The sequence below is a fragment of the Flavobacterium sp. CF108 genome (genome assembly GCF_900129795.1).
Taxonomy (GTDB): Bacteria; Bacteroidota; Bacteroidia; order Flavobacteriales; family Flavobacteriaceae; genus Flavobacterium.
On sequence record NZ_FQWW01000004.1, the window covers coordinates 415727 to 440304 of the forward strand.

Annotated in this window: 26 protein-coding genes; 20 read left to right on the top strand and 6 right to left on the bottom strand. The window is 33.2% G+C overall.

Annotated elements, in window-relative coordinates:
• Positions 1-15: 15 nt before the first annotated feature.
• Positions 16-582 (bottom strand): hypothetical protein, encoded by a 567-nt coding sequence (locus BUE10_RS13465; protein WP_073485859.1) that lies wholly within the window; start codon positions 580-582, stop codon positions 16-18.
• 258 nt (positions 583-840) lie between these two features.
• On the bottom strand, positions 841-1383 hold the full coding sequence (locus BUE10_RS13470; protein WP_073485861.1) for a DMP19 family protein: 543 nt from the start codon (positions 1381-1383) through the stop codon (positions 841-843).
• 592 nt (positions 1384-1975) lie between these two features.
• On the opposite strand from BUE10_RS13470, the gene BUE10_RS13475 reads away from it, so the two are divergent.
• The 5 genes from BUE10_RS13475 (at position 1976) to BUE10_RS13495 (ending at position 6335) form a co-directional block, all read left to right on the top strand.
• Positions 1976-3100 carry a hypothetical protein gene (locus BUE10_RS13475; protein WP_143056022.1) on the top strand — a complete coding sequence of 375 codons (1125 nt, stop codon included), beginning with the start codon at positions 1976-1978 and terminating at the stop codon, positions 3098-3100.
• Between the two features lie 167 nt (positions 3101-3267).
• Positions 3268-3825 (top strand): YdeI/OmpD-associated family protein, encoded by a 558-nt coding sequence (locus BUE10_RS13480; RefSeq protein WP_073485865.1) that lies wholly within the window; start codon positions 3268-3270, stop codon positions 3823-3825.
• 11 nt (positions 3826-3836) lie between these two features.
• A complete protein-coding gene (locus BUE10_RS13485) occupies positions 3837-4853 on the top strand; it encodes a hypothetical protein (RefSeq protein WP_073485866.1) in 1017 nt (338 codons plus the stop codon).
• 71 nt (positions 4854-4924) lie between these two features.
• Complete coding sequence (locus BUE10_RS13490) at positions 4925-5827, top strand: PhzF family phenazine biosynthesis protein (protein WP_073485868.1); 903 nt, start codon at positions 4925-4927, stop codon at positions 5825-5827.
• Between the two features lie 13 nt (positions 5828-5840).
• On the top strand, positions 5841-6335 hold the full coding sequence (locus tag BUE10_RS13495) for a YrhB domain-containing protein (RefSeq protein WP_073485870.1): 495 nt from the start codon (positions 5841-5843) through the stop codon (positions 6333-6335).
• A 77-nt stretch (positions 6336-6412) separates the two neighbouring features.
• On the opposite strand, the gene BUE10_RS13500 is transcribed toward BUE10_RS13495, so the two are convergent.
• Positions 6413-6640: a CDGSH iron-sulfur domain-containing protein gene (locus tag BUE10_RS13500; RefSeq protein ID WP_073485872.1), complete on the bottom strand. Its 228-nt coding sequence runs from the start codon at positions 6638-6640 to the stop codon at positions 6413-6415.
• 177 nt (positions 6641-6817) lie between these two features.
• The gene (locus tag BUE10_RS24350) at positions 6818-6949 is read right to left on the bottom strand and encodes a hypothetical protein (protein ID WP_255369123.1); all 132 of its coding nucleotides are present in this window, start codon (positions 6947-6949) and stop codon (positions 6818-6820) included.
• Between the two features lie 158 nt (positions 6950-7107).
• Between BUE10_RS24350 and metG the strand changes: the two genes are divergently transcribed.
• The 9 genes from metG to BUE10_RS13550 all read left to right on the top strand — a co-directional run bounded on the left by metG (position 7108) and on the right by BUE10_RS13550 (position 17047).
• The gene (gene metG / locus BUE10_RS13505; RefSeq protein ID WP_073485874.1) at positions 7108-9171 is read left to right on the top strand and encodes a methionine--tRNA ligase; all 2064 of its coding nucleotides are present in this window, start codon (positions 7108-7110) and stop codon (positions 9169-9171) included.
• A 343-nt stretch (positions 9172-9514) separates the two neighbouring features.
• Positions 9515-9790: a hypothetical protein gene (locus tag BUE10_RS13510; RefSeq protein WP_073485875.1), complete on the top strand. Its 276-nt coding sequence runs from the start codon at positions 9515-9517 to the stop codon at positions 9788-9790.
• Positions 9791-10099: 309 nt separating this feature from the next.
• Complete coding sequence (locus BUE10_RS13515) at positions 10100-10984, top strand: DMT family transporter (RefSeq protein ID WP_073485877.1); 885 nt, start codon at positions 10100-10102, stop codon at positions 10982-10984.
• Positions 10985-11193: 209 nt separating this feature from the next.
• The gene (locus tag BUE10_RS13520) at positions 11194-11904 is read left to right on the top strand and encodes an HAD family hydrolase (protein ID WP_073485879.1); all 711 of its coding nucleotides are present in this window, start codon (positions 11194-11196) and stop codon (positions 11902-11904) included.
• The gene (locus tag BUE10_RS13525; protein WP_073485881.1) at positions 11901-12533 is read left to right on the top strand and encodes a chloramphenicol acetyltransferase; all 633 of its coding nucleotides are present in this window, start codon (positions 11901-11903) and stop codon (positions 12531-12533) included. Before BUE10_RS13520 ends, BUE10_RS13525 begins: the two co-directional genes overlap by 4 nt.
• A 108-nt stretch (positions 12534-12641) precedes the next feature.
• Positions 12642-13772 carry an OmpA family protein gene (locus tag BUE10_RS13530; RefSeq protein ID WP_073485883.1) on the top strand — a complete coding sequence of 377 codons (1131 nt, stop codon included), beginning with the start codon at positions 12642-12644 and terminating at the stop codon, positions 13770-13772.
• Positions 13773-13925: 153 nt separating this feature from the next.
• Positions 13926-15383, top strand: a complete 1458-nt coding sequence (locus tag BUE10_RS13535; protein WP_073485884.1) for a hypothetical protein — start codon at positions 13926-13928, stop codon at positions 15381-15383.
• A 94-nt stretch (positions 15384-15477) separates the two neighbouring features.
• The gene (locus BUE10_RS13540) at positions 15478-15996 is read left to right on the top strand and encodes a ferritin (protein ID WP_073485886.1); all 519 of its coding nucleotides are present in this window, start codon (positions 15478-15480) and stop codon (positions 15994-15996) included.
• Positions 15997-16354: 358 nt separating this feature from the next.
• Positions 16355-17047 (top strand): DUF2461 domain-containing protein, encoded by a 693-nt coding sequence (locus tag BUE10_RS13550; protein ID WP_073485890.1) that lies wholly within the window; start codon positions 16355-16357, stop codon positions 17045-17047.
• Between the two features lie 121 nt (positions 17048-17168).
• Here the strand turns inward: BUE10_RS13550 and BUE10_RS13555 are convergent, their stop codons facing one another.
• Positions 17169-17498 carry a single-stranded DNA-binding protein gene (locus tag BUE10_RS13555; protein WP_073485892.1) on the bottom strand — a complete coding sequence of 110 codons (330 nt, stop codon included), beginning with the start codon at positions 17496-17498 and terminating at the stop codon, positions 17169-17171.
• A 175-nt stretch (positions 17499-17673) separates the two neighbouring features.
• Here BUE10_RS13555 and BUE10_RS13560 point away from each other — a divergent pair, with 175 nt between their 5' ends.
• The 4 genes from BUE10_RS13560 to BUE10_RS13575 all read left to right on the top strand — a co-directional run bounded on the left by BUE10_RS13560 (position 17674) and on the right by BUE10_RS13575 (position 22599).
• Positions 17674-19197, top strand: coding sequence for a carbon-nitrogen hydrolase family protein (locus tag BUE10_RS13560; RefSeq protein WP_073486137.1), 1524 nt, complete (start codon positions 17674-17676; stop codon positions 19195-19197).
• A gap of 3 nt (positions 19198-19200) precedes the next feature.
• On the top strand, positions 19201-19548 hold the full coding sequence (locus BUE10_RS13565) for a hypothetical protein (RefSeq protein ID WP_056199732.1): 348 nt from the start codon (positions 19201-19203) through the stop codon (positions 19546-19548).
• A 9-nt stretch (positions 19549-19557) separates the two neighbouring features.
• Positions 19558-21954, top strand: a complete 2397-nt coding sequence (locus BUE10_RS13570) for a M28 family peptidase (RefSeq protein WP_083598085.1) — start codon at positions 19558-19560, stop codon at positions 21952-21954.
• 225 nt (positions 21955-22179) lie between these two features.
• Positions 22180-22599 carry an SRPBCC family protein gene (locus BUE10_RS13575; RefSeq protein ID WP_073485893.1) on the top strand — a complete coding sequence of 140 codons (420 nt, stop codon included), beginning with the start codon at positions 22180-22182 and terminating at the stop codon, positions 22597-22599.
• A 49-nt stretch (positions 22600-22648) separates the two neighbouring features.
• Here BUE10_RS13575 and BUE10_RS13580 read toward each other — a convergent pair whose 3' ends face one another.
• Entirely contained in the window at positions 22649-23044 is a 396-nt protein-coding gene (locus BUE10_RS13580; RefSeq protein WP_073485895.1) for a rhodanese-like domain-containing protein, read from the bottom strand.
• Between the two features lie 146 nt (positions 23045-23190).
• Here BUE10_RS13580 and BUE10_RS13585 point away from each other — a divergent pair, with 146 nt between their 5' ends.
• The gene (locus BUE10_RS13585) at positions 23191-24093 is read left to right on the top strand and encodes a LysR family transcriptional regulator (protein ID WP_073485897.1); all 903 of its coding nucleotides are present in this window, start codon (positions 23191-23193) and stop codon (positions 24091-24093) included.
• On the top strand, positions 24078-24530 hold the full coding sequence (locus tag BUE10_RS13590; RefSeq protein ID WP_073485899.1) for a GNAT family N-acetyltransferase: 453 nt from the start codon (positions 24078-24080) through the stop codon (positions 24528-24530). The genes BUE10_RS13585 and BUE10_RS13590 overlap by 16 nt, the downstream gene beginning before the upstream one ends.
• Positions 24531-24578: the final 48 nt, after the last annotated feature.

Below are 24578 nucleotides of genomic sequence, written 5' to 3' on the forward strand. Positions count from 1 at the left end.
TTTTAATTAATATCGTTATTCAACATTAAACAATCTTAGTATATAGGAAAGTTCGTAGAGAATAAAAAGCGATACTAAAATAGTGTGAAACCTTTTGTTATTGACTTTTATTGCTGCAAAACATAGAATAGTATGACTTATTATGCGAACGTAATATTCGGTTTGGTTGTATAAAAAATAATCGCCCCCTTTTATGGCCGTGTCAATAATATCAGCTATAAAACTGATAGCCAAGATTGAAAAGAACCATTTTTTTCGGGAATAAAAATAATCTTCATATCCTGTGTAATCGACCAAATCGTCTGGATATAGAATAGCCGACAGTAAATAGTAAATCAAAATATAACAGATAATGAAAAAATAGTCGGCAAAGTACCATTCGTGGATTAATTTGAGATTAAATTCCCACCACCAAAAATGGATGAGCAGTAAAAAAACATAAAACACCCAAAGCGAATGCACAAAATAGATTTTCTTACGCCCCGGATGCTGAATAAAAATTACGGATCCTTTTATGAGATGCGTTAAACTCAAACCCAAAATGATCCCAATAACTGATTTGACGTGAGTAAGTTCTTCCATAAATAAAACTATTATTTATACGGAACTAAATTTAAATCAATTAATTCAGAAAGAAGTGTTTACGTGGGGGAAAGTTTATTCCACAAAGCTGCACGGAGATTTTTCGCAGAGATTCGCAAAGAATATTAAAGTAGTGTGAATTAATCTCGCAAAGTTGCAAAGTTTTATTTTCTCTGCGACTTCGCGGCTTTACGAGATTAAAACTAAACCTTAACGAATCTCTGCGAAAAACCTTTGTGAATCTTTGCGGTAGAAAAACTATGCACGTTTAATCTCGTGCCCAACATATTCCTCCAAATCTGCAAACATTTCGTCTACAGAAAGGACTTCAAAATCAGGGTGGTTTTTTAAGAAATTGGCGTTTAGTTCGGCCAGATTTTCTTCTAATTCAAAAAAAGTGTCATTATTTAATGAATCGCGAACCGGGTTTACCCCTTCTAATTTCGCTTTCAGGAATTTGCCGAGCTTGATATTACTTATTAGTTTCACTTTTTTGCTTTGCTCCAGAAACAATTCTAAATGTTTTTCGGCACCAATTAGCGCCAGGCCTTCTTCAATAAGTTCGTTTAGTTCTTTGTTCCATCCTGAATTGTAGACAAACTGCGAAAAATTTCCTTCGGTATATTGTGAATAGTAATAATCGAGATAATAACTCGTCAGTGCATCTTCGTGAATAAATTCGTCGTCTACACCTTCTTCACGCATTAAGTTGATTACCGAAATATTAGAGTGAATAACATCCTGCGGATTTTCACTTTTCATTGCTGTTTCAGAAACTATTATTCTGCCAAATTCCTCCATTTGAGTTTGTATTAAAGATTTGTTTTGCAAAGTTGGGTGAAATAATACTAAAAAATAATTTTTTTTGAATTTGTTTTTTGAATTGCCAGCAAATCCTAATACTCACAAATAATTAAAATATTTTTAGTAAAATACCTACAAAATTATACATATAATAAAAAAATTATAATATATTTGCTACATTAGTTTGTTTCTATTACGACCAAATACTTATAATAAATAATTCTAACTAACTAAAAACCTCAACCTATGAAAACAATTATTTTTACTTCAGTACTGTATTTTCTTAATTTCGTCGTAGAAACAAAATAGAGAATGGATAAAATTATTCTCTATTTTTTATCTGTCTGACTTTTATTTTAAAAATGGTCTTATTTTTCTAAATCCCCAAGGTTAATAAATACAGGCTCAATCTTCAATTCTTCTATTGAAAAGTAATTCAATAGAGTCATTTCTTTATAATACAAATACCATAAATACCACATTTATAACCGAATAGCTGAAAGGTTATTCAAAACACGCATATTCTTATTTCTGCTGCAAAACAGCAAAAATAAGATGTATCATTTTAAACAGTTAAATAAATTAAACAATGAAAAAAAATCTATTTTCTATATGCGCGGTGTTATTAACGCTATTATTTTCGGTAAGTATACAATCTCAAATGACTATTGGAGGCAAAAAAATTCCTGAACCTTTCTCGGTACTTGAACTATTAAACAAAGGAGGGCTTCGACTCCCTCAAATGACAACTGATGAGCGCAATGCATTTGAAGTGCAAAACAATGAAAATGGAGACGGACTTACAATCTATAATAAATCTACGGGCTGCGTAGAATACTGGACTAAAACCCGCTGGATAAGTTTGTGTGATAATACATCTCAAATTAATCCTGACCTGCTTATTTCGGCAAATAATGGACTAACGGCTTCAAACGGAAATGTTCAGTTTGGCGGTTCTTTGACAAAAGCTTCTGTTTTAACCACAACTTCAGATTTTACTTTAGCTATTAAAGGACTTCAAACAGGAGTACTGACAGATAATGTTTTGGTTACCGACAAAAATGGAATATTAAAAACCGTTTCGGGGGCAACACTTTCTGCTGGTGATAATTTAGGAAATCATACTGCAGCGTCAAACCTAGAAATGAGTGCTTATAATATTAATAATGCTGCCAATATTACAGCGACTGAAAAAACTATTACGCAAACAGTACAAATTAATAAAGGAACTGACGGTTCAGCTCCAAGCCCCGGATCGGTTGCAACATCTGCAGATTCATTGGGGAATATAGTTTGGAAAACACCACTGACATTAGATGCTAAAATACCTAAATTAGTTGCGTTAGCAAAAGTTGGTGTTAGCAGAACAACAGGAAAAAAGGTCCATTTTGATACAACTGTTATAAACCCTGAAAATGCTTTTTCAGGTGATATTACCAACGGCAGTATATATACCGTTCAAAATGTTGGATTACATCAATTTTTTGTTAATCTAACGGTTTATACACCTAGCAGCAATTGGTATTTAAGAATATTAAAAAATGATGTTCCTATTGCAGCTATGGATGCTTCGTCATCAGCGGCAGGCGCTTCTGCAGTAGTATTTGCAATTGATGACTTTGCGAAAGGGGATAAAATTAGTGTAGATATCGGCGGTACTACAAATGGTTATAAAGCCGAACTCACTAAAATTACAATATTTAGATTTGAATAATACTTATGTAATTATCCTCTTTAAGAAAATGCACAACCGCAAAGAAATCTGCTCTTTGCGGTTTTTTGTTTTTTAAGAATACAAAAGATTTCAAATAAATATTTTTAATATAATTTTATAGATTATTAGAATTATCGCTAATCTGTCAACTATCTTAACTAATCCAAATGAACCCAACCTTCTTCTCAACCCAGGAAAAATTTAGAGAATGGTTAGAAAAGCATTATCAAAAAGAAACCGAACTTGTAGTTGGTTTCTATAAAGTGAGTACCAAAAAACCATGTATGACCTGGTCAGAATCTGTAGATCAGGCGCTTTGTTTTGGCTGGATTGACGGCATTCGAAAAACGATTGACAATGAAAGTTATACAATTCGATTTACGCCAAGAAAAAAATCGAGTATTTGGAGTGCTATAAATATTAAAAAAGTCGAAGTTCTCATAAAAGCCGGATTGATGAAAGAAGCCGGAATAAAAGCTTTCGAATTCAGATCTGAAGAAAGATCTAAAATTTACTCGCATGAAAATGAAGCGTATATTCTCGATCCTGAGTTCGAAAAGCAATTTAAAGCCAATGAAACAGCTTGGGAATATTTCAACAATCAGGCGCCATCGTATAAAAAAGTAATAATTCACGTAATTATGAGCGCAAAACAAGAAAAAACCAGACTTGCAAGATTGGAGAAAGCAATAAAATTTAGTGCTGAAGGAAAACGAATGCTTTAAAAATTACAGAATTGACCACACAAAACAAACCCAGAAAAACAAAATATAAAAGTAAGGGAATTGACTTAATGCCTTATTTATACGGAATTGGCGTTTTAGCTTTTCTTTTTCTATTGTACATTTTATATAGAATGTATATAACCGAAAGACGATTAATTCCACTAAGCGCTTTTGCTTTAATTGCAGGAGCAATTTATGAAGCAAAATATATTGTAAAAGATTGGCAAAAGCTCATAATGACTGCTCTTGGTTCATTTGCTTTAAGTTTTATAGCTTTTATTCCAGGCAAAAGAGAGGGCAACTATAATTTCGAAATGCATATACAAATATGGCCTTATTTCTTTTTAGTTATACTTATTATTGCTGTAATTGGATTTAACAAAGACAAAATAATTCCAAAACTAACCGAGGGAATTACTTTATTACAATCCATTGCCATTATATATTGGGTAATAGATTTTGGGTTTCTTAAAACTAAGAATGTATTTCTGCTTTTTTTAATGTTTATTGGATTAATTTTTTCTGGTTTTTCAATTTTTCATGCTTTCACAAAAACAGAATTAACAAGAACTAACAGATTAATACTTAGCATTTGGAGCACAATTGTTATTTTTTTACTCGCAGCAGAAAATATATTCAAAACTATTAGCTACAATGTAACAAATACTTATGATCTTGCAAGCGGTCTTTATAGTAATCTTCCATTTTTTCTATTAGGTGTTTCCAGTTTTTATATTGTCCAAAATTTTGTCATGCTGATTTCTTTTTTACCCAGAAAAGGAGCTTTCTTCAACAAAGTATATTATAAAGAACTCAAAGAATTAAAAAACGACCACATTGAAAGGTATTCTTTTGAGCAAGTACATATTTCAAATTCTATGTTTTGTATCATTTTCACAAGCATTATTTTCTATTTAAACTATTACTACAAAGTTGTGCCAAAACATATAGCAATTTGGTTTGTGTTTTTTATTTTTCAGCTAATTTCAAATTTTTTCGACTATCAAAAAATCGAAACTAATGAATAACAATAATATCTTATTTTTGTAAGTAAAAACTAAATTACATATTCTATAAAAGAATTAAAAAACTAGAAGGAATGGAAGGAAGAACAGCATTAGAATATTATGTTTTAGATGTATTCTCAAACGAGAGCTACAAAGGAAATCCGCTTTCGGTGGTTTTTACCGATGGAAATCTAAAACTGGAAACTTATCAGGATATTTCTAAAGAATTTGGCTATTCTGAAACTTCATTCGTTTATTATTCTAAAGAAAAAAAAGCACTGAATGTTCGTTCGTTTACTCCAACCGGAATTGAAATCGACGGCGCAGGACATAATTTATTAGGTGCAGTCTGCGGTGCTCTGCTAAAAGGAATGCCCATTTTTGACGAACAAAACGAAAGCGAACTTTTTGTAATTATGAAACGTTCTCCAATTCCGTTAACGGTAAGTTTTGATCCCGTTACTTTTTATCCGGTTGTACAAATGCATCAAAAATCGGCAGTTATCAAACAAGAAATTCCAACTTATAGAATTGCAATAGCTCTCGGTTTAAAAATTGAAGATTTAGATGTAAATGCTTTTGTCCCAACAATAGTTAAAACAGAAGTTGCACACACGATGGTTCCCATAAAAAACAGTCAATTACTCAATAGCTGTGTTCCAGATAACCAACTCTTAATCGAAATCTCAAAAGAATATAATTTTGAAGGCTTTTATTGTTTCACCATTGCCGATGAAGGCCAGGAACATATAGTCGAAACAAGATTTTTTAACCCAATAATCGGGATATATGAAGATCCGGCGACAGGAACGGCTGCAGGCCCTTTAATTGGCTTTTTAACCCAAAAAAAATTCACTAAATCCGAAAAGGAATATAAAATTCTTCAAGGTGTAAAATTAAAACAAGCCTCAATGATTGAAGTCATGAACCGTGAAGAAGATATTTTAGTAGGCGGTTCTTCGATAATTACGATGAAAGGGGAATTGTATATATAATACATTCGTTATTATGCTCACTTTCGAACAAGCCAAAAAAATTGTATCTGACCGATTAGCAAATTCTAATTTTTCAGGCGATGATTCACTTATTATTCTTGATCAGTTTACAATTGAAAAACCATATGCATGGATTTTTTGTTATACTTCAAGACTTTATCATGAAACAAAAGAAACTCAATACGCAATTGCAGGAAACTCACCAATTATAGTCGATAAACAAACAGGAAAGCAAACTCAATATGGATCTTCATATAGTCTTGAAAAAATAATTGAACTATATGAAGAAGAGCAAAAAATTTGGAATTTGATTTTAATCGGAAATAATTTTTTCGACAATACAAAACTGCTTTTATTAAAAACTAAATTGGGTTTAAGCAATGAAAAATTAATGCAGTTTAAAAAAAATATTACATCACCTTTTGACAAAGGTTCCGAATTAAGACTTACTTTATTAAAAAAAGAACTATCAGAAATCGGAATTGAAACTGAGTTAAAATTATCCTGAAAATAGCTCTTCATAAATATAAAAAAAGCTGCATCCAAAAAATGCAGCTTTTTTTATATTCAAAACTAAGTAAATATTTAGTTCGTTTTCATTGGCGGTAAATCAAACGCAACAGAATCATGTTCAAAATTGTTTCTATGACCTCCATCGCAAAATGGTTTATTATTAGATAATCCGCAACGGCAAAGCCCAAGTGCAGATCTTCCTTGTAAACCGTAAAGAGTTCCTTCTGGATCCATGATTTCAAAATCACCTTCTATTTTGATCGATCCGTTTTTATTGATGATTAATTTTGTCTTGCTCATAAACTTGTTTTTTTGTTTTTTTTCGGAAAGCAAAGATTGCGAAATAAATCCTGAAGATTTTACTTGTAATGCTAGTTTAAACTGGTTCTATTTTATGAGGTTTTACCGCAGAGATTCACAAAGGTTTTTGTTGTTGTTGCGAAATAATCTCGCAAAGTCACAGAGACGCAAAGTATTTTATTTAATTGCGTCCAGCTTTAGCTGGATGAAATTATGATTGCCTTCAAAATCGGCTTTAGCCAAAATATGCGTTTTGGCTAAAGCCACACAAATTATCTTCATGTAACCTCCAGCTAAAGCTGGAGGCAATTGAGCAACTTAGATTAAAAAACTTTGCGGCTCTGCGACTTTGCGAGATTCAAAAAATAAAAAACTCCGCGAATCTCTGCGAAAACTCTCTGCGAATCTTTGCGTAATAACAAAATCTCAATTCTATTGCTTATTTTTGCACTCAATAAAATTGAGTTATGATACAAAATCCAAAGAGATATACTATTACTGCGGCATTACCTTATACTAATGGACCAATCCACATTGGGCATTTGGCGGGGGTTTACGTACCTGCGGATATATATTCGAGATATTTGCGTTTGCAAAATAAAGATGTTGCTTTTATCTGCGGAAGCGATGAACACGGTGTTGCAATTTCTATGAAAGCAAAAAAAGAAGGAGTTACGCCACAAGAAGTTATCGATAAATATGACGGAATTATTCGTAAATCATTTTCTGATTTCGGAATTTCTTTTGATAATTATTCAAGAACTTCGGCTAAAGTTCATCATGATACAGCTTCAGAATTCTTTAGAACTTTGTATGATAAAGGTGATTTTATTGAAGAAGTAACGGAGCAATTGTACGATGCAAAAGCAAATCAGTTTTTGGCAGATCGTTTTGTGGTTGGAACTTGTCCAAGATGTGGTAATGATGGAGCTTATGGAGATCAATGTGAAAATTGCGGATCGACTTTGAATGCTACGGATTTAATTAATCCAAAATCGACAATTACAGGAGAAACTCCAATTTTAAAAGCAACAAAACACTGGTTTTTACCTTTAGACCGTTATTCTGATTTCTTAACCAAATGGATTTTAGAAGGCCATAAAAACGACTGGAAACCTAATGTTTACGGGCAAGTTAAATCTTGGATCGATGGCGGACTTGAGCCTCGTGCTGTAACACGCGACCTTGACTGGGGAATTGATGTTCCGGTTGAAGGTGCCGAAGGAAAAAAATTATATGTTTGGTTTGATGCGCCTATCGGTTATATTTCGTCTACGAAAGAATGGGCAGCGCGCGAAGGAAAAGACTGGGAACCATATTGGAAAGATGAAGAAACGAAACTGGTTCACTTTATCGGGAAAGACAATATTGTTTTTCACTGTATCATTTTCCCTGCAATGCTTAAAGCCGAAGGAAGTTATATTTTACCAGACAACGTTCCGGCAAATGAGTTCCTGAATTTAGAAGGAAATAAACTTTCGACTTCTAAAAACTGGGCAGTTTGGTTACACGAATATTTAGAAGATTTTCCAGAGAAACAAGATGTTTTGCGTTATGCTTTAACATCAAACGCTCCGGAAACAAAAGATAACGATTTTACCTGGAAAGATTTCCAAGCTAGAAATAACAATGAATTAGCAGATAACTTAGGAAACTTTGTTAATCGTGTTGTTGTTCTTACCCAAAAATATTATGATGGAGTTGTTCCGAGTCCAAATGATTTTAATGAAGTTGATGAAACAACTTTGGCTGAATTAAAAGCTTATCCGGCAGTAATTGCAAGTTCTGTTGAGCGTTACAGATTTAGAGAAGCATTAAATGAATTAATGAATTTAGCACGTCTTGGAAATAAGTATCTTGCAGATGGAGAACCATGGAAATTAATTAAAACTGACCCTGAAAGAGTTAAAACTCAAATGTTTGTTGCCTTGCAAATTACAACTGCTTTAAGCATTTTATCTGAACCTTTTTTACCTTTTACAGCTAAAAAATTAAGTTCAATTTTAAAATTAGACGGTAATTTAAAATGGAATGATATTGCAGATGCATCTGAGTTAATTTCTCCAAATCACATCATTCAAACTGAAAAGGCAGATGTTCTTTTCGCAAAAATAGAAGACGAAGAAATACAAAAACAAATAGATAAATTGGAAGCTACAAAAACTGCTAACCTTGCCGAAAATAAACAAGCTGAACCACAAAAAGATTTAATTCAGTTTGACGATTTTGCCAAAATGGATATTCGTATTGGAACTATTCTTGAGGCCGAAAAAATGCCAAAGGCAAACAAACTTTTAGTTCTTAAAGTTGATACAGGAATTGACGTTCGTACAATTGTTTCGGGAATTGCCGAGAGTTTTTCTCCAGAAGAAATCATCGGAAAACGTGTTTCTGTTTTAGCCAATTTAGCGCCAAGAGCCTTACGCGGTGTTGAAAGTCAGGGAATGATTTTAATGACAACAAATGCCGAAGGAAAATTGGTTTTTGTAAATCCTGATGCTGATGCGCCAAATGGAGCGACTGTAAACTAAAGATTTTAAAAGATGTGTTATTGCACATCTTTTTTTTATCTTCTTTAAGTTTATTTTGGGCGTCCTGCAAGGTTTTCAAAACCTTGTAGGTTTGAATAAATTGCCATACCTACAAGGTTTTGAAAACCTTGCAGGAATAAAAAATAAATGTATTTTCTTACATATTAATTTTTTAGTTGTACATTTGTTTCGACTAAATACTGAAGACTTTCAATAAATCTTATTAAAAGTTAACAATAAGCGAACCCTTGTTATGGTGAAGGAACAGGAAACTGTCCTAAATCTATCTTCGGATATTTAGTCACACCTAAAGCAAGGGTTTCGTGCGTTTAATATTTTCGAAATGACTAGAGAAAATGAAAAAACAAAAGAAACGGCTGTAATGACAGCAATGGCAAAATTCCTTTCAGACCTTTGGTTTGTAGATGATTTTAGAGATCATCCCGAATATTTGTCTGAAATTTTCGAGACAATTCTGTTAACTGAAATGGGCGATGATCAAGATCTGAGAATCAGAATGATAAACTCCATTAGAAGCAGTAAAATGCTGGCAGAAACGCTCGGGCAATTTTCTGATAAGGAAATTAACAATGCCTGCCGGAAAATCATGAATGCATAATACCACACAAAAACAAATTTAATCCTCTTTATTATAATAGAATCAAAGGTAAAAATGTGCCGTTAGGCACAAAATATCGGTAGACAATTGGGTTCGATATTCATTGGCGTGCCGTAGGTACGCAACAACAATAAACATTGCGTACCTACGGCACGCTGGATTTATTCCAATTTATTTTTTCTACCGATATTTTGTGCCTAACGGCACATTTTTAATCTTGATTATTAAAATACCTTTTTTGTGCCTAACGGCACATTTTCATCCTTGATTCACATTATTAAAAACAAGAACTTAGCAAAAAATATAATAATGAAAATCACCAAACCAAGATTAGCTTTAATCTGCGGTATACTCTGCATTTCGATTTTTCCTATATTGGTTAAATTACGTTTAACACCAGGATTAATTTCGGCTTTTTACCGAATGTTTTTTGCAGTCGTTTTACTTTTACCTTATGTTGTTTTAAGTAAAAACTTTAAGCTTCCGAGTTTGAAATTTGCACTTTTGGCAATGCTTTGCGGTGTTTTATTTTCTTCGGATGTTGCCGTTTGGAATATTGCCATTCAGGATTCCAGCGCAACTCAGGCATCTTTGCTAACAAATTTATCTCCGGTTTGGGTAGGAATTGGTTCGTTTCTATTTTTAAAATCAAAACCCGCGACAAACTTTTGGATTGGGACAATTGTCTCTTTATTCGGAATGGTGACTTTGGTTGGATTTGAGTTTTTTATTGATTTGAATTTCAATCAGGCTTTTCTGTTTGCTGTTTTATCCGGAATCTTATATTCGATCTATCTTTTGGTTAGCAAAAATGTACTTTCTCAAGTCGATGTTTTATCGTTTATGACCATTAGTTTATTGGCTTCAAGCGTTTATTTGGGAATTCTTTGTTATTCATTAAACGAACCTTTTACAGGATTTTCAAATACAGGCTGGTTTGTACTGGTTCTTCAAGCCGTGATTTGCCAATTGTGTGCCTGGCTTTCGATTAGTTATGCCACGCAGCACATGCGTGCAACCAGAGTTTCATTGAGTTTATTGAGTCAGGCTGTAATTACCTCTATTTTAGCTTGGTTATTTTTAGAAGAAAAAATAACTTTACAAATGGTTTTCGGCGGAATCGTTTTACTTTTCGGAATCCGAATCACCTTTTATGATAAGACGATTTCTTTGAAGAGGTTGTTTTCTAAATAATTGGCCCGCAGATTTTACGGATTAAACGGGTTTACACGGATTTATTTTTTAATTAACTTTTGAAAAGTTCTCTCACAGATTTAGCAGATCAAACAGATAAAAATCATTTTAATCTTATTAATCTGTGGCAGAAAAATTAGTGCAATTCGTGTAATTAGTGGCAAAAAACCTGAAACCTGAAACAAAAAAAACCTGAAACAAAAAAACATATGTTACATAAAAGCAAAATACCAAACTTAAAAGTAATCGCATTTGATGCCGATGATACTTTATTTGTAAACGAACCTTATTTTCAGGAAACAGAACACAAGTTTTGTGCTTTGATGGAAGATTATCTTTCGCATCAGGGCATTTCGCAAGAATTATTTAAAATTGAAATTGCAAATTTACCTTTGTACGGTTACGGAATTAAAGGTTATATTCTTTCGATGATTGAAGCGGCGATGAACATTTCAAACAATACAATTCCGGTCGAAGTAATCGAAAAAATAATTCAATACGGCAAAGAACTGCTAGAAAAACCAATCGAATTGCTGGACGGAATCGAAGAAACGCTGCAAGCTTTACACGGAAAATATAAATTAGTCGTTGCTACAAAAGGCGATTTAAAAGATCAGCATAGCAAACTGCATCGTTCTGGTTTGGGTCATTATTTTCACCATATCGAAGTAATGTCAGACAAACAGGAAATTGATTACGAGAAACTGCTTGGCCGTTTAGATATTCAGGCACATGAATTTTTGATGATTGGAAATTCATTAAAATCTGATGTCCTGCCTGTTTTAAAAATTGGCGGTTATGCCGTTCACATTCCGTTTCATACCACCTGGGAACACGAAAAAATAAACCATAAAGTTGAACACGAACATTTTAGTTCATTCGAAAAGATTACAGAAGTAGTCCATAATTTAATAAAATGAAAACACTTTTAGACTTAGAAAACTGGAACAGAAAAGAGCATTTCGCACATTTTAAACAAATGGAAGAACCATTTTTTGGTGCAACTGTCGAAATTGACTGTACAAAAGCTTATGAAACTGCCAAAGAACTTAAGGTTTCCTTTTTCATTTTCTACTTACATAAAACGCTTGTTGCAGTAAACACAATCGAAAATTTCAGGTACAGAATTGCCAATGACAAAATATATATTAATGACCGTATCGATGTTTCGGCAACAATTGGCCGTGAAGACGGCACTTTCGGATTTTCATTAATTGAATACAACCCTGATTTTAAAATTTTCGAAAAAAATGCCCTTGCAGAAATTGATCGCATTCAAAACACAACCGGACTTTTCACCAGATCTTTTGATGACGATAATGTCATTCATTTTTCGGCAATTCCTTGGTTAAATTTCACATCGCTTTCGCACGCCCGAAGTTTTAGTTTTCCAGACAGCTGCCCTAAAGTTTCTTTTGGAAAAATGATAACCTCTGAGACAGGAAAACGCACTATTGCAATGTCTGTTCATGTACATCACGGCTTAATGGACGGCTTACATGTGGGTCAATTTGTAGATTTGCTTCAAGATCAGATGAATAAAAAATAATCCTAATCTTACTTTTTGTCTTATTTTAATACTATAAAACCTTTTACTGGAATAGTCAAGCAGTATTAAATTCGTTGGTTTGGGGAAAATTTTAAAACTCAAATTACAATGAAAAAATCTGTAATTATTCTGGCATTTGCTTTAGGCTTAACAGGCGTTAATGCACAAACAGAAACCAATAGTGCAAAAAACTTTAATCAATGGTCTATTGAATTTGGAGCAGGTTTCAACAAGCCTCAAAAACCATTTTCTGACGGCTATTTTACAAGTACACCAAGTCCATGGGTTGGTGATCTTGGGGTACGTTACATGTTTAACAATAAATTCGGTTTGAAAGCTGATTTTGGTTATAACAGTTTTACTGGTAAAAACAATTCTTTAGATTTTGATTCAAAATACTACAGAGTAGATTTACAAGCTGTTGCGAACTTAGGGCGTATCATGAATTTTGAAACATGGACTAATACTATTGGATTATTAGGACATGCTGGTTTTGGTTACTCTCAATTAAGAAGCGACAATTTTAGAGGGGCAGACGAAATGGGTAACTTTATTGCTGGTGTAACTGGTCAAATAAAATTATCAAACAGACTTGCTTTAACTGGAGATTTCTCTTCAATTTTTAATGCATCTCAAGACAGATCTTTTGACGGAGCTGCACTTCCTGGAAACAGAGGTTTCTCTGGATTAATTTTCAATGGTACAGTTGGATTAAATGTTTATTTAGGTAAAAATACTAAACATGCTGACTGGACTGTAGTTTCTGAAAATGTTGATCTTTCAGCGTATGACAACAAAATTGCTGATCTTGAAAACAGAATCAAAAACATGCCAGAAAAACAAGTTATCGTAGAGAAACCGGTAACAAACAATGTGGCAAATGACAGAGATGTTGTTAAAGACTTGATTAATGACAAGTATTACAGTGTATACTTTGATTTCAACAAAGCAACTCCTATCGAAAATTCAACTGCTGCAATTGATGTTGTATTATCTTATTTAAGAAAAAATCCTTCTGCATCTCTTGATATTATTGGATATGCTGACCAGGTAGGAAAAGCAGATTATAATGAGAAGTTATCAAATGCAAGAGCAGAAAATGTGAAAAAGATTTTAACTCAAGCTGGAATTGCATCTTCAAGATTAAATGTTGTTGCTGCAGGATCTGACACTTCAATCCAAAAAGATTCAGATGAAGCTAGAAGATTAGCTAGAAGAGTTACTTTTAAAGTAAAATAATTCTTTTAAAAAGTAATTAATTCAAAAGCCCGAAAGATTTCTTTCGGGCTTTTTTGTGTTTTATTGTTTGAAAAAAAGCCTCCTCTTTCTATGCCCAAATTATAATCACAATTATTTCATTAAATTTGGAATAATATTTGCCCGTAAAAACCCATGAAAAAACTTGTACTTTTTTTGCTTTTACTTTCTAAATCAGTATTGTTAAGCCAGACAGTATTGAATTCATTTCCGTTAAACTTAAAAAATCCTTTAGAAGATGGTCAAATTTTAAATGTTGAAGATGTAAAAAACCATAACATTTATGTCTTTGCTGCAGATAATAAAAAGGTCAGTATTTTAAAATATAACAAATCACTTTTTCTCACCAATCAATTTACTGATTCTATAAAAAATGTAGAAAACAGATCGTTAATTGGCTGTAGCATTAATGAAGATGGTAATCCGCTGCTGTATTGGAATTCTTTGGATTCAAAAAATATCAGGATCGTTAAATATTTTTTGGAGACAAAAACTTCGCGATCTTTAAATTTTGATTTTCCGGAAAGCAATGAATATATTATAACAAGTTTTCAAAAAAACAATAATTTTTACGTTCTCGCCAAAGAAAAAAGCCAGCAGCATCTTCTGCTTTATGAATTTAAAAATGGAAACTGTGAAATAAAAATGTTCGATTTTTCAGGTTTTAAATTTCAAACCGAAAAAGGACAAAATTTAACTTTTAACTCCCTTATTCGATATTATCCCATTCAAAAAATGGAGTTAAATGATTTTAATCCTCTTGATAAAGCTTCAAACATAAACAAAATGTATGTCCTCGACGATCATATTATTTTGACATTTGACTATAGTTTTCAAAAAACACAGGTTTTTGATCTTAACATAAAAACACTGGAAATTACTGAGAAAAATTTTAATCAGCCTGTTTCTCTTAAAACCTCTAAAACTTCCAATTCATTTTATAATCAAAACAAACTCTATCAAATTAAGGCTAACAGCGAAGAGTTTTTATTTGATATAAAAGATTTCGAGTCAGGAAAAGTGCTTAAAAACATTTCGGTATCAAAAAATGATACTATACGTTTTAAAAATTCCCCTTTATTTCTTCAAACAAATAATAACAAACCTCAGGAATTAAAAACTACAGCTAAATTTCTGAAACAATTATCTGACTTAAGTGTTGGAGTTTCTGTTTTAGAAAATAGAAAAAACAGCTATCTGACATTTGGAGGTTATGTAGAATACATTGTTTCTAATTTCGAATACGGACAAAATGATTTTTATGATGCCGGAAACTCCTATTATTCACAAAACAAAATGGTTTTCTTTGATGCAGTAATGAACGAAAACAATGATTTTTCGACTACCGTAAAATCAGAACCTTTGGCAATTGACAACATTTTCTATTATTTAGGCACAAATAAAAATGTATTACTTCAAAACATTATAAAACTAAAAGACTACTCTATTTTGAGCTATTATGATGACACTCAAAAGCAATTTATAATTCGTAAATTCACAGATGGTTTTATTAGAGAAGACAATGGAAACCCTATTATGAATAAGTCTGTATTTTCGAAACCGGCATCTTTTGGGCAAATTAAAACCCATTAAATTTATTGAGAATTGATCCAAATGTTTCAATGTTTTATGGGTTTCAAAAAACGGTTTGGAATATTTTTGTTAATTTTACAAAAAAGACATCATTATGCTATCAAAAAATATTGAAACAGCTTTAAATAAGCAGATCCGCATAGAAGCAGAATCTTCGCAAACTTATCTTTCTATGGCTTGTTGGGCTGAAGTACACGGATTAGAGGGAATCGCTCAATTTATGTACACACAATCAGATGAAGAGCGCGCACATATGCTTAAATTAATAAAATATGTGAACGAACGCGGAGGACACGCTCATATTACAGACCTAAAAGCACCAAAAACATCTTATTCTACATTTAAGGAAATGTTTGAGGAACTTTATAATCATGAACTTTTTGTTTCGCAATCTATCAACGAATTAGTGCATATTACTTTTGAAGAAAAAGATTATGCAACACATAATTTCTTACAATGGTACGTTTCTGAACAAATCGAAGAAGAAGCAACAGCTAAATCTATCTTAGATAAAATCAACTTAATTGGAGACGACAAAGGTGGACTTTACTTGTTCGACCGTGATATTCAGCAGTTAACAGTTACAAGTTCGATTGCTATTAATCCAAAATAAAAAAGTTAAAGTTTATTTAGAATATTTAAAAATAACTTTTTTCGTTTATATTTGCCTCTGTTTTTAATAATACAGAGGAAAAGTGGGCAAGAAAGAAAAAGACAAGGACAAGAAAAAGGATAAAAAGAAAAAAAAGAACGCTGTTATCCTTGATAGAATTAAGAAGATTGAAAACTGTAAATCTTCTTGTTGTGAGAAATATAAGAAAAGTGAAAACAAACGCTGCTCACGCTGTCCCATGTTTGATTTATTCAAAAAAACTGCTTAACGAAATATAGAAAACCCACCAAGAAATCTGGTGGGTTTTTAATTTTAATTATATTCGTCTTCTGATTTTAAAAGAGTCTTCTATTCCATTATGAAAAACCAAATCCTTATACCAAAATCAAGTCTTGATTTTTTATATCAGCTCAAACAAAACAATAACAAACCTTGGTTTGAAGAGAATAAACCAAAATATTTAATCGAATTAAATCACATTGAAACCTTTGCAGAAGCACTTCTTCAGGAACTTTCTAAAACAGATGTTTTAGAAACACATTCCGGAAAAAGAAGCGTTTATAGAATTTATCGTGACATTCGGTTTTCTAAAGATAAAACTCCGTTTAAAACCTTTTGGGGCGGCAGTTATACCCGTGCAACAAGCGCAAGACGCGGCGGTTACTATTTTCATATAGAAAAAGGAAACACGTTTTTTGCCGGTGGTTTCTGGGGACCAAACGCAGCTGATTTAAAACGCATAAGAAGCGAGTTTGCTCACGATCCTGAATCGTTTAAAAAAATATTGGATTCAAAATCTTTTAAAAGCACTTTTGGAGTTCTACAAGGCGAACAGCTTAAAACAGCTCCAAAAGGTTTTGACAAAGATCATGAAGCCATAGATTTACTTCGTTTCAAACAATATTTAATCATCAAACGATTTACAGATGAGGAAGTTTTGAGTCCGCAGTTTTTAGAACAAGCTTTAGAAACTTTCAAAAACATGAGGCCTTTTTTTGATTATATGAGCGAAGTGCTTTCGACTGATATAAATGGTGCTTCTGTTTTATAGACTGTAATTATATTTTATCGCAAAAGTTAAACCCGACAGGTTTTAAAAACCTGTCGGGTTTGTTGTACAGACAAGTTAGGAATAAACCTATCGGGTTTCGAGGCGTTTAATGAGAGATTATTTATTTCAGCAGCAAAATCTCGTTTACAACAACTTCGGTAACATATCTCTTTTCTCCATTTTTGTCATCGTAACTTCTGTGTGTTAATTTCCCGTCGACTGCGACTTCTTTTCCTTTCACTACAAATCTCTCAATGATTTCGGCTGTTTTCCCCCAGGCAGTAACTCGGTGCCATTCGGTTTGTTCTACTTTTTCGCCTTTATCATTTTTATAAGTTTCGTTTGTTGCGATACTCAAATGAGCCAGTTTTCTTCCGTTTTCTAATGTTCTAATTTCAGGATCCTGTCCTACGTTACCAATAAGTTGTACTCTGTTTTTCATTGCATTCATGGCATATACTATTTAAATGTTCCTATAAAAATTCGCTGATTAATTTCAACGAGGCAAAGGTGCGGTCGTTCTCCTAAATTATTCGGTTGCAAACTATTTACTTTCGGTTGTAATTATTTGTAAGCGTTTGTAAATGGAAATTATTTTTGCTATATTTGAGATAAATCGTACATATATGCAGACAGAAATTAAAAAAGTAGAGTTACGAAACCTTGCATTTGAAGATTACAAACAATTGAAAAATTCAATGGTAGAATCGTATCCTGAAATGGCCAATAATTATTGGAGATCAAACGATATAAAAAAATTACTCAAAATATTTCCCGAAGGACAATTAGTAATTTTAGTCGACGGTGTCGTTGTAGGCTCGGCATTATCGCTTATTGTCGATGAAACACTTGTTGATAAAAGACACAATTACAGACAAATTGTTGGCGACTATACTTTCTCGACTCATAATCCTGACGGTGAAATTTTATACGGAATTGATGTTTTCATTCATCCTAACTATCGCGGCTTGCGTTTGGGCCGACGTCTTTATGATGCCAGAAAAGAACTTTGCGAACAATTAAACTTAAAAGCGATTGTTTTTGCAGGTAGAATTCCAAATTACAATCAACATTCTGGCAAGTTAACGCCAAGAAATTACATTGAAAAAGTAAAAGATAAAGAACTTCATGATCCCGTGCTTTCTTTTCAGTTAAGCAATGATTTTCACGTTCTGCGCATCATCAAAAATTATTTGGAAGGTGACGAAGAATCAAAAGAATTTGCAGTTCTTCTGGAATGGAATAATGTTTATTATGATGAAAGCCCAAAATTGATTAATTCTGGAAAAAGTATTATTCGATTGGGATTAATTCAATGGCAGATGCGTCAGCTCAATAATGTTGAAGCGCTTTTTGAACAGGCCGAATTTTTCATTGATGTTGTTTCTGGTTACGGAAGTGATTTTGCATTATTCCCTGAACTTTTCACAGCGCCTTTAATGGCCGATTTCAATCATTTATCTGAAGCCGAAGCAATTCGGGAATTAGCCAGACATTCAGATCCAATTAGAAGGCGTTTTCAGGAATTTGCCATTTCGTACAACATCAATATTATAACCGGAAGTATGCCGCACCTGGAAAATGGTGTTTTGTATAATGTTGGTTTTTTATGCAAAAGAGACGGAACTTCTGAGATGTATTATAAAATCCACATCACACCAAATGAAGTGCATCATTGGGGGATGAAAGGCGGATCTGAATTTAAAACTTACGATACGGATTGCGGTAAAATTGGAATTTTGATTTGCTATGATGTCGAATTTCCGGAACTTTCAAGATTATTGGCAGATGAAGGAATGAATATTCTGTTTGTTCCGTTTTTAACCGATACGCAAAATGCGTATACACGAGTAAAACATTGTTCGCAGGCACGTGCGATTGAAAATGAGTGTTATGTTGCCATTGCCGGCTGTGTTGGAAATCTTCCGAAGGTAAATAATATGGATATTCAATATGCACAAGCTTCGGTTTTTACGCCTTCTGATTTTGCTTTTCCAAGTAATGGAATCAAAGCAGAAGCAACTCCAAATACCGAAATGACGCTGATTGTTGATGTCGATTTAGACTTACTGAAAGATCTACATGAACACGGAAGTGTGCGAATTTTAAAGGATAGAAGAACCGATTTATATCAAGTTAAAAAAACGTAATAGATGAGAACATGTCTTGAATGTGCGGAAAAACTTGTGGGCCGTGAAGATAAAAAGTTCTGCTCAGACAATTGTCGAAATGCCTACAACAATAAAATAAATAAAGACAGCAACAATTTCATGCGAAATGTAAACAACAAATTACGAAAAAATTACCGTATTTTGTCAGAGCTAAATGTTGACGGAAAATCAAAAGCAACTAGGGAGAAAATGATTAATAAAGGTTTTGATTTTGATTTCTTTACTAATATCTTGCAAACCAAAACAGGGAATACCTACTATTTCTTGTACGACCAAGGATATAGATCTTTGGACAATGATTATTATATGCTTGTTAAAAAAGAAATTTAGTTATTCATCATGAGAAAAAACCCCACCTCAATTCTGGCAGTTGTCTTAATTCTAGCCATTTTAGGTATCATTTATGCCACAATGATGCCGCAATACATTTCAAAAAATGATGAAGCTCTTGCTGATTTTTCGACGGAACGAGCTTTAAATCAGGTTGAAATTATTGCGCAAAAACCGCATTATGTGGGTTCGACAAATCATGAACTGGTAGCCAATTATCTTAAACTGGAGCTAAACAGAATTGGATTAGAAACGAGTGTTCAGGAAGGTTTTACTCTTAATGATAAAGGACTTTTAGTAAAATCTAAAAATATTCTTGCAAGAATCAAAGGAACAAATAGTTCAAAAGCACTTTTATTACTTTCTCATTATGACAGTGCGCCGCATTCTTTTTCAAAAGGCGCAAGCGACGATGCATCTGGAGTTGCCACAATACTAGAAGGAATCAGAGCTTTTTTATATGCCAAAGAACCTCAAAAAAATGATATTATTATTCTTTTTTCAGATGCTGAAGAATTAGGTTTAAACGGCGCTGCTCTTTTTGTAAATAAACATCCTTGGGCAAAAGATGTAGGTTTGGTTTTAAACTTCGAGGCAAGAGGAACTTCCGGACCAAGTTATATGCTGATGGAAACCAACAAAGGAAATCAGGCACTTGTACAGGAATTTACAAAAGCAAAAGCATCTTATCCGGTATCAAACTCATTGATGTACAGCATTTATAAAATGCTTCCAAACGATACCGACTTAACCGTTTTTAGAGAACAGGGAAATATTCAGGGGTTTAATTTCGCTTTTATCGACGGACATTATAATTACCACACACAACAGGACGATGTTCAGCATTTAAATAAAATGACTCTCGCGCATCAAGGATCTTATTTGATGCCATTATTAAGATACTTCGCAAATGCTGATTTAAACCAAACGGCTTCAACAGAAGATTATGTTTATTTCAGCGCTCCATTTTCTTTCATCAGTTATCCGTTTTCCTGGGTAATGCCAATGACTTTAATCGCTTTTGGTTTATTAGTACTTTTCATGTTCATCGGAAAAGCCAAAAGAATGATTACTTTAAGAGAAATATTCAAAGGTTTCGTCCCTCTTTTAGGATCTTTAATTATAGCTGGTTTAGTTACCTTTTTAGGATGGAAAATTATTTTAGAAATCTATCCGCAGTATTCTGATCTCTTAAACGGATTTACATATAATGGCCATGCTTACATTGGCGCATTTGTAACCTTAAGCATTGCGATTTGTTTCGCTTTTTACCACCATTTTTCTGATGCAAAAATTACAATGAACCATTTTGTAGCGCCTTTGTTACTTTGGATTTTTATAAACGGATTTTTAGCAAACAGCTTAACTGGGGCAGGATTCTTAATTATTCCGGTTTATTTCGGAATTCTTTTATTCGGAATTTTTGTTTTTACGCAGCATTACAGTTTAGGCGTAAATTTAATTTTCAGTATTCCGGCTTTAGCGATTATTGCGCCATTTATTGTCATGTTTCCAATTGGTTTAGGATTAAAAATACTTTTTGGAAGTGCTGTTTTAACCGTTCTTCTCTTCGGATTATTACTGCCAATATTCAATACTTTTGCTAAAAAAGGCGCATGGATCATGGTTTTCTTTGCAGCATCGATTGGCTTTTTTATCTACGCCGGATATAATTCAGGATACGAACACGGAAAAGCAAAATCAAACAGTTTACTTTACGTTTATAATGCCAATACAAACTCAGCACTTTGGGCAACTTATGATGTAAATCTTGACGACTGGACTAAATCGTATTTGGGTCAGAAAAACCAAAAAGCGGTAGGCTTAAACAGTCTTCCTATTGCAAGTAAATACAATTCTGCTTTTACATACAGCGCCATTGCTCCTGTTGTTGATATTCCAAAACCTACTATTTCTTTCTTAAAAGACAGCGTTGTGGGTAATAACAGATATATCAAAATCAAGATAACTCCAAATAGAAAAGTAAACCGTTACGATATCTACGCCAACCCAAAAATGACGTTTTACAACTTTAAAGCAAACGGCGTTTCAGCTTCTGGCGAAAAAACAAATCGTTTAGAACGCGACGGAATGCGTGTTCTGTGTTATTATGTTGTAGGAAACGAACCGCTTGTTATGGATTTCTACATCAATAAATCGTCTATTTTTGATATGGATTTAATTGAAAGTTCATTCGACTTGATGACAAATCCGTTGTTGAAAGTGAATCCGAGAAGTGACTGGATGATGCCAACGCCATTTGTTTTAAATGATGCGGTTATGATTCAGCAAAAAATTAAAAGATATACAGCTCCGGTAAACCCGACAGTACAACCTGCGACAGTTCAGGATAGTGCCGTAATTGCAAAAGACAGTTTAATAAAACCAGTTACAACACCAGAATAATAAATATATAATTTGGAAGGCCCTGATTTAACAACATTATTTCTTCTGCTTTTTGTATTATGTATTTTGATGTATAGATCTTTAAGTTCTAAAAACGGAAAAATTTTTACAAAAGATTATTTTAGTCAATACCAATCAATCCACCATGTTTTCTATATGCTGATTGGTGCTATAATAGTGATTGTTGAAATAGTTAGACAACTAACAAACAATAAATAATATACTATGGCAACAAATGTTTCTACAATATTTTTAAGTGCGCCAATAGAAAAAATCTGGAATGCATTGACAAAACCAGAATTAGTCAAACAATGGCAATATGGAAGTGATTTAATCACAGACTGGAAAGTAGGAAATGAAATCCGATTTAGGAATGAATGGGAAGGTCAGGTTTTTGAGCAATGGGGAACGGTTTTAGAAGTTTCTCCAAATCAAAAAATAAAATATTCGTTGTTTTTTCCGAGACCGGAATTAGAAGACAAACCCGAAAATTATTTCATAATGAGTTATGTTTTATCCGAAGAAAATCAAAAAGTAAAACTCGAAATAATTCAGGAAGACAATCGTCCGGGAGCGGTTCAGGAAAAACCTCAAGGCGAAGAAAATCCAATTCTTCAGAGTTTAAAAGCTATAATTGAATCTTAAATTTATTTTCAAATATTAAAAGGCAGACCAACCAAGTCTGCCTTTCTATTTAACAAGCACATTCAATCTGTAACCCAGATTCAATTCCTTTTATTCCTTTGGTGGCATAACCATCAAACTTCCACCATTCAATTCCTCCAATTAATTCTTTTACCTTAAAGCCTAGTTTTGTCATATTCAAAGCGCCTTTAGTCGAAGCGTTACAGCCAATTCCGTCGCAATACGTAACATATAGAATATCTTTATCTAAATGTTTTGTGCTTTCTTCGGACATTTCGCGATGCGGAATATTAATCGCACCCGGAATATGTTCTGCTTCAAACCCAAAAGCTTTTCTCGCATCAAGTGCTATTACTTTTTCGCCATTATTTAAAGCATCGAATAAATCAGACGGATCCATTTCGAATGCTAGTTTATGCTCATAAAATTTAATTTGATCTTCCATATCGATGTAGTTTTAATGATTTTGTTTTTTCAAAAGTAGCAGCTCATATAGTACCATAAAAACGAAAAGAATTCATGAACTGCATTAGTTTTTTTCATGCAAAAGCCAGTCTAAAATTTTGTTCCTTTGTATATAAATCTCAAAAAATGGAAATACGCCACCTAAAATTGATAAAAGCAATTGTTGAAGAAGGAAGCATTACAAAAGCAATTGACAAACTTCATTTGACACAATCGGCTTTGAGTCATCAGCTCAAAGAAGCAGAATATCAATTGGGTACGGCCATTTTTTTAAGAACCAACAAAAAACTGGTGCTCACAAAGGCTGGCGAAAAAATCTATGATTTGGCAAATGAAATTCTGGATAAGCTTTCGCAGGCGCAAACACAAATCAAACAGATGGTTTATGGTGAATACGGCGAAATCAGAATCAGTACCGAATGTTTCTCAAGTTACCACTGGCTTCCGCCGGTTTTAAAACAGTTTCACCTTTTATACCCAAATGTTGAACTGAAAATTATAACCGAAGCGACACATATTCCGCTGCAAAAACTTTTAGAAAACACAATTGACATTGCCATTGTAAGCGACACTATTAAAGACAATCATATAAAATATACCGAACTTTTTCAGGATGAAGTTGTAATGGCCGTTTCAGAAAATCATCCGTGGGCAGATAAAAAATATGTGGTTGCCGAAGATTTTATCAACGAACATCTGATAATTCATTCCCTTCCGATGGAAACGGTTACAATTCATCAGTTTGTTTTGGCTCCAGCCAAAGTAACACCGAAAAAGGTAACCCCGCTTCCGTTAACAGAAGCTTCTCTTGAAATGGTAAAAGCCGATATGGGCGTTATGTCGATGGCAAAATGGGCATTACAGCCACATTTAAAGAATAATCCAATTAAAGCGGTAAAAGTGGGCAAAAACGGCTTAAAACGAAAACATTTCATAGCGACGAGAGCAAACGAAACTTATCCGGATTATTTTCAGCATTTTATTAATTTTCTACAAAACGAAATTAATCTGCAATGGAATATTCAATAAGGAATTGTGAAATAGGCGATTTACCTAAACTGGTTGTTTTATGCCAAAAACATGCTGAATTCGAGAAAGCCGATTTTTCTCCGGAAGGAAAAGAAGAAAAATTAAAAGAAGCCATTTTCAGTAAAAACCCAAAAGTATTCTGTTTAGTCGTTGCCGCAAAAGAAACAATTGTAGGTTATGTTTCTTATACTTTTGATTATTCAACTTGGGACGCCGCCACTTTTATGTACATGGATTGTTTGTTTCTGGAAGAAGAAGCCCGCAGTTTCGGAATTGGTGAAGTTTTAATTGAAAAGCTAAAAGAAATCGCTGCTAAAAATAACTGCGTCAACATTCAATGGCAGACTCCTGAATTTAATACTAGAGCAATTAAATTTTACAATAGAATTGGCGCAAAAGGAAAAGACAAAGTTAGATTTACGCTAAATTTGATTTAATCTCGCAAAGTCGCAAAGACGCAAAGACGCAAAGTTTTTTATTTATCG

Bases quoted from the DNA above. Each gene is read 5' to 3' on its own strand.
- BUE10_RS13465 (WP_073485859.1), bottom strand. From the start codon at position 582: ATGGAAGAACTTACTCACGTCAAATCAGTTATTGGGATCATTTTGGGT.
- BUE10_RS13495 (WP_073485870.1), top strand. From the start codon at position 5,841: ATGCTCACTTTCGAACAAGCCAAAAAAATTGTATCTGACCGATTAGCA.
- BUE10_RS13585 (WP_073485897.1), top strand. From the start codon at position 23,191: ATGGAAATACGCCACCTAAAATTGATAAAAGCAATTGTTGAAGAAGGA.
- BUE10_RS13530 (WP_073485883.1), top strand. From the start codon at position 12,642: ATGAAAAAATCTGTAATTATTCTGGCATTTGCTTTAGGCTTAACAGGC.
- BUE10_RS13475 (WP_143056022.1), top strand. From the start codon at position 1,976: ATGAAAAAAAATCTATTTTCTATATGCGCGGTGTTATTAACGCTATTA.
- BUE10_RS13575 (WP_073485893.1), top strand. From the start codon at position 22,180: ATGGCAACAAATGTTTCTACAATATTTTTAAGTGCGCCAATAGAAAAA.
- BUE10_RS13540 (WP_073485886.1), top strand. From the start codon at position 15,478: ATGCTATCAAAAAATATTGAAACAGCTTTAAATAAGCAGATCCGCATA.
- BUE10_RS13515 (WP_073485877.1), top strand. From the start codon at position 10,100: ATGAAAATCACCAAACCAAGATTAGCTTTAATCTGCGGTATACTCTGC.
- BUE10_RS13590 (WP_073485899.1), top strand. From the start codon at position 24,078: ATGGAATATTCAATAAGGAATTGTGAAATAGGCGATTTACCTAAACTG.
- BUE10_RS13520 (WP_073485879.1), top strand. From the start codon at position 11,194: ATGTTACATAAAAGCAAAATACCAAACTTAAAAGTAATCGCATTTGAT.
- BUE10_RS13535 (WP_073485884.1), top strand. From the start codon at position 13,926: ATGAAAAAACTTGTACTTTTTTTGCTTTTACTTTCTAAATCAGTATTG.
- BUE10_RS13490 (WP_073485868.1), top strand. From the start codon at position 4,925: ATGGAAGGAAGAACAGCATTAGAATATTATGTTTTAGATGTATTCTCA.
- metG (WP_073485874.1), top strand. From the start codon at position 7,108: ATGATACAAAATCCAAAGAGATATACTATTACTGCGGCATTACCTTAT.
- BUE10_RS13560 (WP_073486137.1), top strand. From the start codon at position 17,674: ATGCAGACAGAAATTAAAAAAGTAGAGTTACGAAACCTTGCATTTGAA.
- BUE10_RS13500 (WP_073485872.1), bottom strand. From the start codon at position 6,640: ATGAGCAAGACAAAATTAATCATCAATAAAAACGGATCGATCAAAATA.
- BUE10_RS13580 (WP_073485895.1), bottom strand. From the start codon at position 23,044: ATGGAAGATCAAATTAAATTTTATGAGCATAAACTAGCATTCGAAATG.
- BUE10_RS13470 (WP_073485861.1), bottom strand. From the start codon at position 1,383: ATGGAGGAATTTGGCAGAATAATAGTTTCTGAAACAGCAATGAAAAGT.
- BUE10_RS13550 (WP_073485890.1), top strand. From the start codon at position 16,355: ATGAAAAACCAAATCCTTATACCAAAATCAAGTCTTGATTTTTTATAT.
- BUE10_RS13510 (WP_073485875.1), top strand. From the start codon at position 9,515: ATGACTAGAGAAAATGAAAAAACAAAAGAAACGGCTGTAATGACAGCA.
- BUE10_RS13525 (WP_073485881.1), top strand. From the start codon at position 11,901: ATGAAAACACTTTTAGACTTAGAAAACTGGAACAGAAAAGAGCATTTC.
- BUE10_RS13565 (WP_056199732.1), top strand. From the start codon at position 19,201: ATGAGAACATGTCTTGAATGTGCGGAAAAACTTGTGGGCCGTGAAGAT.
- BUE10_RS13555 (WP_073485892.1), bottom strand. From the start codon at position 17,498: ATGAATGCAATGAAAAACAGAGTACAACTTATTGGTAACGTAGGACAG.
- BUE10_RS13570 (WP_083598085.1), top strand. From the start codon at position 19,558: ATGAGAAAAAACCCCACCTCAATTCTGGCAGTTGTCTTAATTCTAGCC.
- BUE10_RS13480 (WP_073485865.1), top strand. From the start codon at position 3,268: ATGAACCCAACCTTCTTCTCAACCCAGGAAAAATTTAGAGAATGGTTA.